Here is a 12752-nt window from a genome sequence, read left to right as displayed (position 1 = left end):
TGAAATGGGGCGAAAGTCTGTGGACTCTGTGTAAGACAGTACATGGTTTTTTAACTGTGGTATGCGACGGTGGTGGAAGCAGAAACTTAAATCGTGAGGTTTAGGAATCGCCGCACTTTTAGGGCGGCGAGGATGTCAAGACTGACAATTGTTCCCTAGACATGGAAAAGCCCTTGGGAGTCTTGCCGTGTTTCGACCCCAAGGACTTTGCTTTCTTCTCACTCCTCACACAATTGAAATATATAACAATTTATGGGTTAGGGAAAGGTTAAGCGTGCCGCTTTCTTAACTGGCATAATTACTTACCTAGGGTTTGCGGCAAAAAGTTTTTCCTAGGGGTAGGGTGTAGCCCCCCCAACCCCCACCCCCCCTGCCCCCCCGACATCGGGGGGGTGTGGGATTTTACCGATTTTCAGGTGGTCAATTACCTCATTTTCGATGGTAATTAATTTTGCTTGGGTACTGAAAAAAAGTTGGGTTAAAATATAAAGGCCAAATCTAGTCAGAAAAAGAGATTTATGGAAAAACAGGTAAATTGTGCTGTAGATTGCCTAAATGGTTGTATTTTAGGCGATCGATGCCCCAATCAAGCCCATGCCGCCGAAGCAGCCAAATTTATTGCCGAAACTTCTTTGGAAAAGATGTTAGAAATGGCAGAAGCCGCTAGACTGAAAAAACTGACGCAACCGACCCAATGGATTATTCCCGTTGACATCCTCGCCGCCGTAAAACGGACGGCGATTCCCAAACCTCACGATTTAGGTTTCTGCTTCTTTCCCTTGCGGGGTTCCGCACCTGCCTGAACAGATTTACTCTGTTCTGGTCTTATGGTCGCTCTACAGACTGACACCGCAAGCCCTGCGGCCAAAATATTTTTACTCGCGTTAATATCTCGGTCATGGTGAGTCCCACAGTCTGGACAATCCCACTCTCGAATATTTAACGGCATTTTTTCAGCAATATACCCGCAATTACTACACCTTTTAGAACTAGGAAACCATCTATCTATTTCGATGTAATTTCTGCCATACCAACGGCATTTGTAGGCTAATTGTCGAGTGATTTCTCCCCAGCTAACGTCAGATATTGCCTGAGATAATTTCGGGTTTTTGACCATATTCTTGACGGCTAAATTCTCAACCACAATCGTTTGGTTTTCCCGAACTAATTGAGTGGTTAGCTTATGTAAATGGTCTTTTCTGCTATCGGTGATTTGAGCGTGAATCCTTGCTACTTTGATTCTCGCTTTTTCCCGATTTTTTGACCCTTTCTGTTTTCTAGAAAGATTTTTTTGTGCCTTTCGCAGTCTCCGATAATGTTTCTTAAAATGCTTGGGATTAGATACTTTATCGCCGTCGCTGGTAATTACTAGGCTACTAATTCCTAAGTCAATTCCAATGGCTTTATCTGTTACTGGTAGAGGCTTAATCGTTGGGTCATCAAATCTAATTGAGATATGCCAGCGTCCTGAGGGATGTAATCTGACTGTTACTGTGCTTGGTTCACAGCTTTCTGGTATTTGTCTTGACCATCGAATAGGTAAAGGTTCTGCGCATTTAGCTAAATAGATTTGTCTGTCTTTAAATTTAAAAGCAGACTTAGTAAATTCGGCACTTCCTCCCTGATGTTTTTTCTTAAAGTTAGGATACTTAGTACGACCAGCAAAGAAATTGGTAAAAGCCGTTTGTAGGTGTCTTAACCCTTGTTGTAAAGGTACACAGCTTACTTCATTGAGAAAGTCTAATTCTTCTTGCTTTTTCCAATCGGTTAGCATTGAAGAAGTTTGAGCGTAGCCTACTCTTTCTTGTCTTTCGTACCAAGCTTGTGTTCTGGCATGGAGAGCTTTATTGTAAACTAATCTTACACAGCCCAAAGTGCGCCGCAATAGCGACTCTTGTTCGGGTGTGGGGTAAAATCGAAACGAGTAGGCTTTTTCCATATCTCGCACTCTAGCATATATTTCGTAAATGTGTTAATATTTAACAGTAAAGCCGTCGTAGAACGACGGGGTTTCAGACCCAAATTTTCGATGATATAGGTATCGTTGCCTGTATTTCCAATTAGGCTATCAACACCCGCACCGCCATTGAGGGTATCATTGCCAGCATTACCGATAATTGTGTCGTTACCTGCTAGTCCGCCGAGGCTATCATTGCCACTGCCGCCGATGAGTTCGTTGTTGTTGGTATCTGCGTCATCATTGGTAATTGTGCCTATCACGGCTGCGGTTGTGCCAATCGTGTAACTGGTGCCACTGGTGAGGGTAATGCCAATGGTTTCATGGGGTTCAACGATATTATCAGCGGTGGGATTGAGGGTCAGGGTAGCGGTGGATGAGCCGGCTAGAAATGTAATCGAACCTGCTGTTGCACTGAAACTATTACCCCCACTACGGGTGTAGTCATTGCTGAAAGTAGCCGTTCCACTGACGTTGAAGTTAACGGTTAAAGAATTAGTTTTGTCTCCAGTGCGAGTGAAGGTATAGATAAGGTTCGGTGAACCGTTTTCATTGACATTACTGGGATTAACCGCTAGACTGACTTGCGGCAATTCTATAGCGGCAGCAATGAAGACAAAAGCCTCCGAGTTCAGTTCTAAACCAGTAAGATTGGCGAAAATAGCGATAAGTTCATCTGGTTCACCCACCGGCTGGTCTAGGTAGAGATGGGTATCGTTATTGACGGTTTCTAGACGATAATAACTCTTGTCGCCGTGCAGTTGTACGATGTCATCTTCGATCGAGCTAAAGTCTTGAATTAGGGCGTAGTCTGTGGCACCATTACTGCTATGATTGCGATCATCGTAGCTCCACCAACTTTCATCACCGAGGATAAAGCGATCGCTGCCTGTTCCTCCCGTCATTGTATCAATTTCATTAAGACCCGGGGTGAGGCTATGGCTATCAACTCCTAAAAGAGTGTCATTACCTGCTTGTCCATCGAGGCTATCACTGCCGGTTGTTCCTGCCAAAAAATCTTGATTACTGCCGGTGATTAAGGTTAATCTATCAATGCGATCGTAGGTTACTTGGTTATCAGTGGTGTTGATACTCCCTGAACCATTGCTGTAGGTTGAGGAGACTGGAGTTGTTAGGCTAGAATAGCCTACGATCAGGTGGTCGATGCCTTCCCCCCCATCTACCGTATCTATTCCTAAACCAGTGTAGATGACATCGTTGCCTGTACCACCTAAAAGGTTATCATTACCGCCGCGTCCTTCGAGGGTGTCGTTACCATCTTGTCCATTGAGGGAATCATTGCCATCGTCACCGATGAGGTAATCGTCGCCACCACTTCCGGGTACAATTACGCTTTCTATGCCGGTGATAGTTGCGGGGAAAACGATATTTCCAGAATAACCCGGTGCTATGTCAATGCGATCGTTACCGCCACCGCCGTCAATGATACCAGTATAGGGGCCATAGAAGATAAAGATATCATCCCCATCGCCACCAATAACTGTACCTGTACCACTCAGGTTAAAGGTATCATCTCCCACACCACCATTGAGGGTATCATCTCCTGCCCCACCATAGAGGGTATCATTACCCGCGCCGCCATCGAGACTATCATCGCCATCACCACCAATGAGGTAATCTGCACCACCGTTGCCAAAGATGGTATCGTTGCCAGAGGTTCCGTAGATAGTATCGTTGCCACTGCCACCCTGAAGATTCATTGCTTCGATGTTGGTGTAGGTGACGCTGTTATTAGTAGTGGTGATTGTGCCACTTGTACCCGTATTGGTAGAGGTAATATTGCTGGTTAGGGTAGAGTAATCGAGGAGTAGTAAGTCACTTCCATCGTTACCATTTACGGTGTCGATTCCCAAACCGGGGTTAAGGGTATCATTCCCGATTCCACCCAAGAGATTATCGTTTGCTGCTAGTCCAAAAATCTGGTCATTTCCGCCCAATCCGTCAATGGTATCATTTCCTGGTGTTCCGTAAAGGGTGTCATCTCCTTCGGTGGGGTTGCTGGAAACGTCATTATCAATAATAGTGATTGTGGCTGTACTTGTTCCTAAAACTGCGCCACCTATAGGATTAGATAGATTAAGGGTAAAGGTTTCATTCCCTTCATAATTGGTATCATTATTAATGGGAATAGTGATAGTTTTTTGACTTTCTCCTGCATTAAAGGTTAATGTTCCACTAACAGAAGTATAGTCTTGTCCTGCTTTGGCTGTTCCGTTATTGGTACTGTAATCAACAGTAAAAGCTTGATGGCTAATTCCTGTTAATTTGACTGTTACAGTTGCTTGATTTTGAGATTCATTAATGGTTGTATCGCTAACAGAAATAGTAGATGTTCCATTGAGAACTTCAACAATTCCTTTTAATTGAGGAGGAAAATGAGACGGAGGAGTATTCGGTAAATCATACCATTTTTCGCTAGGATGAGGATCGTAAGGATCGTTAATAATCCCATAATCTTCATTCCCATTATTATTGGGTTCTGTAACATACCAATTAACATAAGTAACGGGTTCACCATTAATCCATTGCCAATTACCCTCTTGTGCTGCATCGGTAAATCCTATCCAGAATGATTCATTGCTGCCGAAAGAATTGACTAAAAATTGATTTTCTGCCGCATCATTAATGGTAACTAAATTACCTCCCACTGCTTGCGCTTGTGCTTGTGCATCAGTCCAAGTTGTTGCAGTCGTTAGGTAATAAGTAATAGGTGTGTCAACAATAGTTAAAGTGGCTGTTTTTTGTGTTCCTAATGTTGCGCCATTGGTGGGATTACTGAGGGTTAAATTTACGGTTTCGTTGCCTTCATAACCAGTATCTTTGACAATGGGAATAGCAATTTTCTTGCTGGTTTCGCCATCAGCAAATGTGACCGTAATCAGTGCATTATTGTAGTCATTGGATGCTGTTGCTGTCCCGTTACTAGGAGTAACAGTAACACTAACTTGTCCCTGAGTATTAATGCTACGAGTTAAAGTAATTTCGTTGATAGGTGTTCCGTCTTCTTTGACAGAATAATTAGCTTGACTGAAAGCAATTACACCAGAATCAGCCACATCAATTAGGTTAATATCAAAAGATTTATCGTAGGTTAATCCGCCTTGATCTTGCGTCCGAATAGTGATAGTATGCTTTTGATTAGTTTCGTAATCTAATTTAGTTCCATCAGCGACAATTAATTGATTACTGTTAATTGCAAAGCGACCACCTGCATTATCAACTAAACTGTAACTAAAGGTATTATTGGCATCGGGATCAGTGGTAGTTAATGTGCCGATAACTGTTCCGTTAGGGCTATTTTCATCAATGTTATTCTTGCTGAGTTGGATATTTGTCGGGGCTTCATTAACATTATTAATAGTAATGTTAAAAGTAGAAATAGGTGGGTCGCTGGTATTAAATTTTCGTGCATAGATACCGTATCCACTTCCATCTTGATTTTCTGATGTCCAAGTAATGATAACAGAACTTCCATCTGCTAAGGTTGTTATGGCAGGAACCCATTGATTATTAGCAGTGTATTGATTTATGGCAAATTCATTACCAATCTTATTACAATTAGCGTCAAATTGCTGTCCATAAATACCATAACCACTACCATCTTGATTTTGGGATTGCCAAACAACAACAAATCCACCATTACCTAAAGCAGTTACAGATTGATAAAATTGATTTCCAGTAGTATAAGTATTAATTAGAAATTCACTGCCTATTTTATTACCGGTGGAGTCAAATTTTTGTCCATGAACACCATAACCACTACCATCAATACCATTTCCATTCCAGTCTCCAGATTCGTAAGTAACAACAAATCCACCATCAGTTAATACAGCTATTTTCGGGCCAGAACAATCATAATAAGGACTAGAATGAATTTGAAACTGATTGCCTAGCTTATTACCATTGTTGTCATAACGCTGTCCATAAAGACCCCAATGACCATTATTTTGAGGATAGGATTGCCAAGCAACGATTAAATCACCATTATTTAGGGTTATTGCGGCCGCTTGTATTTGGATTCCAGAAGTATAAGTATTAATTGGGAAATTAGTACCTACTTTATTGCCATTAGCACCATAGCGTTGTCCATAAATATTACCATCAACATCTCCTGATTCAGATGCCCAAGTGACAAAGAAACCACCATCATTAAGAGTTGTTACTGAAGGATAAGGTTCCCACCATTGGGTATCTTGAGTATAGGTACTAATTTGAAATTCACTGCCTACTTTATTGCCATTAGTATCATAGCGTTGTCCATAAATAGGATTACCACTTCCATCTTGTAATTTAGATGCCCAAACCACAACAAAACCGCCACTATTTAAAGCTGTAATTGAGGGGTTATATTGAGCATTTTGAGTGTAGGTATTAATTTGAAATTCACTGCCTATTTTATTACTATTAATGTCGTAACGTTGCCCATAGATTCCCCAATCACTGCCATCTTGTCCTTGAGATGACCAAACGATTACAAAGCCACCATCTTTTAAAGCTGTTGTTGATGATTGATGGTAGTTATCATTAAATCCTTGATTATTAGTTGTATAGGTATTAACCTGAAATTCATTTTTGACATCGGCAAGGGTAAATTTAAAGTTATCAGATGTGGTTTCACTTCCGTTATGCTGATAGGTTAAAAGACCATTATCTATATCAGCTTGGCTGAAAGTATCACCCAGTTTTAAAGTTGTACTGGTGGGTACAATTCCTGTTGTCCAAGTTGCACCATAAATTGTGCCATTATTATGATTATTAGTTAAGTCTGTAACCGTATTTCCTGAACCTTCATTAAAGTTCCAATAACCGACCAACCCAGTTTCATTACCTGTTAATTGACGATTCATGTCAGCTTGAATTTCAGCTTGAGTTCTGGCTTTATTCCAGATTCTAACTTCATCAAAAACTCCATAAAAATCTGCATCAGGAGGAACCCAATTACTTTTACCAATATACTGATTATAGCGAATAGTATTGACTACAGGGTAAATATTACCAGAAGCCTTTATTTGACCATTCCAGTAGATATAGGCATTGCCATTGCTATTAGTAACTGCGGCAACATGAGTCCATTGATTTTCAGGAAATATTTCATTGGTAATAATTTTTATTGTGCTACTACCTTGGTAATTTTCCATAAACATTTGACCAGAACTGCCATACCAACCAAGTACAATATTATTATTTATTCTCCCATTTCCCAAATCAATAATTCTCTGCCAATAGCGATGAGAATCTTTAGCATAAACCCAAGCTTCAACTGTAATTGCACCTCCTATAGCACTAGCTGGTAAGTTTACATAATCACTACCTCCATCAAATGATAATGCTTTACCAGTGGGATTATTGAGAATTAACTGACCGTTATCAGGTAAATCAGTTAAGGTATAGATAATCTCTGTGGGTAACTTATTAGTTTCAACAGCTTTAAGAACAGCATTATTAATCAGTTTTGTTTGTCCTTCATCAAGGATGATTACTTGATTAACTTCGTTATCAACTATCGTTAAAGTTGCTTTGTCTTGTGCGCCAATGGTTGCGCCGCCTGTAGCATTTGTTAGGGTTAAATCGAGGGTTTCACTTCCTTCAAATTGAATATCATCTACAATAGGAATAGTAATAGTAATAGTTTTAGAGGTTTCCCCATTATTAAAGATGACAGGGATAGAATTATTAGGATAATCATTAGGACGTTTAGCTGTTCCATCACTTAAAGCTATCGTCGCGCCAACTTGTCCATCACTTCCACCTGTACGATTAATGGTGACAACATTAACGGGTGTTCCGTCTTCATTAACACTAAATTGAGCATCACTAAAGGCTAAAGTTCCGGGTTTTGGTATATCATCATCAATAATAGTGATTGTGACTGCATTAGAATCATGGGGAATACTGATATAGTCATCGGTTCCATCGAATAAGAGAGAATAATCGTTACTCATAATCTACCCCTTCTCTTAGCTGTGATTCCAAGCAAAACCGAGCGGAGATTAGTCGGAAACTAACCTACAAAAATCACCCACACTTTTACCAGATAATTGTGACTAGAACTGTTATAAAAATGTCGAGCTTGACTACATATACCCAGTCAACGAATCGCAAATTAACTTTTTAGCTGTCCTAACACTATTATAGAAATCCTAGGGACAAAAGTTCAGTATAAATACTCAATCGCAACAAAAAGAAATAAACAACCAAAATGTTGTTTATTTCAGTAGTCGTGCAAAATTAATTTCCTAGTCGAGACAGGAGACAGATGAACGTAGGTTGGGTTGAAGCATGAAACCCAACGCCCGATTATGTTACGCTACCGCTAACCCATCCTACAAATAATTGTGCCTCCCTACTTATATCAGGGATCAAGAAAAGTCGTCGTTCTACGACGGGGTTTTAAACCCAAATTTTCGATAATCTCGATCGCAGTAGCTTTGCTCTAGCCCACTGGACTTATTTAGTACAAAAACACTATCGCAGACGTTTTAAGCGTTCTTGGAGGATTTGGGCTTGTTTTTCGGACTCTGCTAAAGCTTGCTTCGTTTTTTGGATTAAAGCTTCTGGAGCTTTTTCGACAAAGCTAGGTTTATTCAAGCGATCGCTCAAACTCTTGATTTCCCCTTCCACTTTAGCTAAATTTTTCGCTAATTTCCCGGCCAATACCGATATATCAACCAATCCGGACAGGGGGATGAGGATTTCTACCGTAGCGACAACACCAGCGATCGCTTGATTGACTTCCTCGGTTAATTTTGCCGTCAAAATTAAGTTTTCGATCTTGGCCAAGTCTTTTAAGTACACTTGTCCGCGTTGCAGAATAGCTAATTCTTGACTGTTTTCTGTCTGTAAAATTGCCGTGATCGTTGCCCCCGGTTTAATCCCCGCTTCGGCCCGCAAATTACGCAACACCCGAATACTTTCAATTAATAACTCAAAAGTATTTTCTAAATCTAGATCGATCAGAGAACTATCAGCTATTGGATAGGTTTCTAAAGCCAAAACCTGCTGATTTTCTTGGGTTAAATTATGCCAAATTTCCTCGGTAATATGGGGCATAAAGGGATGTAATAATTTTAATGTCCCTGCCAAGATAAAAGCCAAAGTTTGCCGGGCTGTAGCGCAGGAAACCGATTCTTTATCCTTCCATAAACGAGTTTTCACTAACTCGATATACCAATCACAGAAATCGCGCCAGATAAATTCGTATAGACCTTTTGCCGCTTCCCCCATGCCATAATTTTCTAGATAATCTCTAGTTTTTTGTACTGTTTGATGATAACGAGATAAAATCCAGCGATCGGCTAATTCTAAATTTTCTAAAGCTGGTTCTCCCAATTCTTCTGGGGTTTTTCCCTCCAGATTCATCATCACAAAACGGGAAGCATTCCAAATTTTATTGGCAAAATTTCGGGCTGCTTCTACGGATTCCGATTCATCGGTTTTACGGTTGTATTGCAGACTGATATCCTGTCCTGCTCCTGCCACTTCTCGAATTAAGGTATATCGTAAAGCATCGGTTCCATATTTATCAATTAAAATTAGGGGATCGATGCCGTTATTGGCAGATTTAGACATCTTTTTGCCGTTTTCATCCCTAACCAAACCGTGAATATAGACATCTTTAAAAGGCATTTGTCCCGTAAAATACCCCGCCATCATCGTCATTCTGGCCACCCAGAAAAAGATAATATCAAAACCAGTGACGAGGGTTGTGGTGGGATAATAGGTGTCTAGATCAAGGGTTTTTTCTGGCCATCCCATAGTCGAAAATGGCCACAATCCCGAGGAAAACCAAGTATCTAAAACATCGGGGTCTTGTTGAATAATTATATCCTCTCCATACTCTTGTTTGGCCTTGGCTAAAGCGGAGGTTTCATCCCGAGCAACGACGAAGGGAGTATGATTAGTAATTTCGTTGTTAGTTTCACTGATAATATACCAAGCGGGAATTTGATGACCCCACCACAGTTGTCGAGAAATACACCAATCTTTTAGTTTAACTAACCAATCGCGATAAACTTTTGTCCATCTTTCTGGCACAAAACGGGGCGAGTTTTCCTGATCTAAACAGGTTAAAGCTTTTGTGGCTAAAGGTTCAATTTTAACGAACCATTGGGTAGATAAAAGGGGTTCCACGGGAACTTTACCTCGATCGCTATAGGGGACACTATGACGATAGGCTTCAATCTTAACTAAAAAGCCGTCTTCATCGAGTTTTTTAACGACATTTTTGCGGGCAACAAAACGATCTTGACCTGCGAATATTCCGGCATTTTCGTTTAAACTGCCGTCTAAATTCATGATATTAATAAAGGCTAAATTATGGCGTTTACCCATCTCAAAATCCTTGGGATCGTGGGCCGGCGTAACTTTGACGCAACCGGTTCCAAATTGGGTATCCACTAATTCATCGGCAATAATGGGGATTTCTCGCCCCATTATCGGTAAAGTGACGGTTTTGCCGATTAAATGGCGATAACGGGGGTCTTGCGGGTTGACAGCGACACCAGTATCACCGAGCATGGTTTCGGGCCTTGTGGTGGCTACTTGAAGATAACCGCTACCATCGCTGAGAGGATAGCGAAAATACCAGAGATTTCCCTCAATATCCTTGTTTTCCACCTCTAAATCGGAAACGGCCGACCGGGATTCGGGACACCAGTTAACTAAGTATTGACCGCGATAGATTAATCCGTCCTCATAGAGTTTGATAAAAGCAGTACGGACAGCATGGGAGAGTCCCTCATCCATGGTGAAACGTTCCCGCGTCCAATCGACGGATACCCCCAAGCGTCGCAGTTGATTAACAATGGTACTACCGGACTCCTCTTTCCATTGCCAAGCGCGTTCGAGGAATTTTTCCCTTCCTAGTTGATAACGGTCGGTTTTTTCGGCTTTTAATTGGCGATCAAGTATAGCTTGTACTGCAATACTAGCGTGATCCGTACCGGGCAGCCAGAGGGTATTTTTGCCGGTCATGCGTTTGTAGCGAACAAGTGTATCAATTAGGGAACTCTCGAAAGCGTGACCCATGTGGAGACTACCGGTAACATTGGGAGGGGGGATGACTATACAGTAGGTTTCGCCGCCTTTTTCGGGGTTTGCTGTAAATATTTCTTGATTTTCCCAATATTGCTGCCATTTCGTTTCTGTGATCTTGGGATCGTATTGCTTCGATAGTTCCGAGGTCATGATGGGGGGATTCTACAATTCTTAGTTCTTTGTCAATTGTCCCACATTTGGGAGAGATCAAATTCTGGTTTAGTTGCTGGGTAAAAATTTTCAAAAGTCTTATTAAGATAGCTGTTAAGCTGTTAAGTATTTAAATTGCTTGTTGAGATTAGGCAAGAGGCAACCCCCCCCCAACCCTAGGGTTGATTCATGAATCAACCCTACTTAATAAGGGGGAGATCGGCACCCCCCTTATTAAGGGGGATCCCCCCGCCTATCGGCACCCCCCTTATCAAGGGGGGCAGGGGGGATCGAACCTAAAATCCATTTTTAATTTAATTATAACCAGCTACTTAAATTATGACCATAGCCACAGATAAAAGTACCTATAGCTTTGCCGAATATTTACAACTAGAGGAAACGGCAGCCTATAAACATGAGTATCAAGATGGGGAAATCGTACCGATGACAGGAGGCACTACCGATCATAATAAAATTGCTCTCAATTTTGCCGCTTATTTAAAATTTGCCCTCAAAGGACAGAAATATGATATTTTTATCGGTGACGTTAAATTATGGATAGCGCAATATCGTCAAGTAACCTATCCCGATGTGATGCTAATTGAGGGGGAACCGATTTATTATGAAACTGGCAAGACAACTATTACCAATCCCAGATTAATAGTAGAAGTCCTCTCAAAATCAACTCAAAATTATGACCAGGGTGATAAATTTCTTTATTATCGTTCGCTGCCAGAATTGCAAGAATATATTATGATTAGTCAAAGTCGTCCATATATCATGCAGTATAACAAAACTGAGGAAAATAAATGGTTATTAACGGAATACGAGGGCGAAAATGCCAGTTTATCTTTAACTTCTGTCAATTTTGCTCTCAGTTTTCAGGAAATTTACGAAGGAGTTACTTTTAATATAATCAATGATTAAACCAGTTGTTTAAACCAGCTTAAGTTAACCAAAGAATCAATCAATTATGACCATAGCCACAGATAAAAGTACCTATAGCTTTGCCGAATATTTACAACTAGAGGAAACGGCAACCTATAAACATGAGTATCAAGATGGGGAAATCGTACCGATGACAGGAGGCACTACCGATCATAATAAAATTGCAGGTAATTTTTACTTTTATTTACGCCTAAAGTTACCCCAGTCTCACTATAAAATATTTATCGGTGACGTTAAAGTATGGATAGCGCAATATCGTCAGGCAACCTATCCCGATGTCATGCTAATTGAGGGGGAACCGATTTATTATGAAACTGGCAAGACAACTATTACCAATCCCAGATTAATAGTAGAAGTCCTCTCAAAATCGACTCAAAACTATGACCAGGGCGATAAATTTCTCTATTATCGTTCGCTGCCGGAATTGCAAGAATATATTCTGATTAGTCAAAGTCGTCCATATATCATGCAGTATAACAAAACTGAAGAAAATAAATGGTTATTAACGGAATACGAGGGCGAAAATGCCAGTTTATCTTTAACTTCTGTCAATTTTGCTCTCAGTTTTCAGGAAATTTACGAAGGAGTGATATTTAACGATTTGCCTTGAATTTTCGTTTTTTTGCCAGTATTCTCGCCA

The 12752-nt window shown here is 40.7% G+C and carries 5 protein-coding genes and 1 pseudogene; 3 read left to right on the top strand and 3 right to left on the bottom strand.

The features are described 5' to 3' along the window. Positions 1 to 518: 518 nt before the first annotated feature. A pseudogene (locus O9324_RS24895) lies at positions 519 to 713 on the top strand (hypothetical protein); the annotation flags it as partial. Between the two features lie 38 nt (positions 714 to 751). On the opposite strand, the gene O9324_RS24890 reads toward O9324_RS24895, so the two are convergent. The 3 genes from O9324_RS24890 to O9324_RS24880 form a co-directional block, all read right to left on the bottom strand. Beyond that, entirely contained in the window at positions 752 to 1939 is a 1188-nt protein-coding gene (locus tag O9324_RS24890; protein WP_288141603.1) for an RNA-guided endonuclease InsQ/TnpB family protein, read from the bottom strand. Beyond that, positions 1861 to 7920 carry a Calx-beta domain-containing protein gene (locus O9324_RS24885; RefSeq protein WP_288141602.1) on the bottom strand — a complete coding sequence of 2020 codons (6060 nt, stop codon included), beginning with the start codon at positions 7918 to 7920 and terminating at the stop codon, positions 1861 to 1863. The genes O9324_RS24890 and O9324_RS24885 overlap by 79 nt, the downstream gene beginning before the upstream one ends. Positions 7921 to 8443: 523 nt before the next feature. Further along, positions 8444 to 11164 (bottom strand): valine--tRNA ligase, encoded by a 2721-nt coding sequence (locus O9324_RS24880; RefSeq protein WP_288141601.1) that lies wholly within the window; start codon positions 11162 to 11164, stop codon positions 8444 to 8446. Positions 11165 to 11503: 339 nt separating this feature from the next. Here O9324_RS24880 and O9324_RS24875 point away from each other — a divergent pair, with 339 nt between their 5' ends. Both O9324_RS24875 and O9324_RS24870 read left to right on the top strand, forming a co-directional pair. Next, a complete protein-coding gene (locus O9324_RS24875) occupies positions 11504 to 12091 on the top strand; it encodes a Uma2 family endonuclease (RefSeq protein WP_288141600.1) in 588 nt (195 codons plus the stop codon). A gap of 46 nt (positions 12092 to 12137) precedes the next feature. Next, on the top strand, positions 12138 to 12722 hold the full coding sequence (locus tag O9324_RS24870) for a Uma2 family endonuclease (protein ID WP_288141599.1): 585 nt from the start codon (positions 12138 to 12140) through the stop codon (positions 12720 to 12722). Positions 12723 to 12752 lie beyond the last annotated feature (30 nt).

It is taken from the genome of Microcystis sp. LE19-84.1B, from assembly GCF_027531875.1.
GTDB classification, from domain to species: domain Bacteria; phylum Cyanobacteriota; class Cyanobacteriia; order Cyanobacteriales; family Microcystaceae; genus Microcystis; species Microcystis panniformis.
This window is presented reverse-complemented; position numbering and strand designations above follow the sequence as displayed.

Excerpts from the sequence above, each read along its gene's own strand:
- O9324_RS24885 (WP_288141602.1), bottom strand. The coding sequence starts at position 7,920 with ATGAGTAACGATTATTCTCTCTTATTCGATGGAACCGATGACTATATC.
- O9324_RS24875 (WP_288141600.1), top strand. The coding sequence starts at position 11,504 with ATGACCATAGCCACAGATAAAAGTACCTATAGCTTTGCCGAATATTTA.
- O9324_RS24870 (WP_288141599.1), top strand. The coding sequence starts at position 12,138 with ATGACCATAGCCACAGATAAAAGTACCTATAGCTTTGCCGAATATTTA.
- O9324_RS24880 (WP_288141601.1), bottom strand. The coding sequence starts at position 11,164 with ATGACCTCGGAACTATCGAAGCAATACGATCCCAAGATCACAGAAACG.
- O9324_RS24890 (WP_288141603.1), bottom strand. The coding sequence starts at position 1,939 with ATGGAAAAAGCCTACTCGTTTCGATTTTACCCCACACCCGAACAAGAG.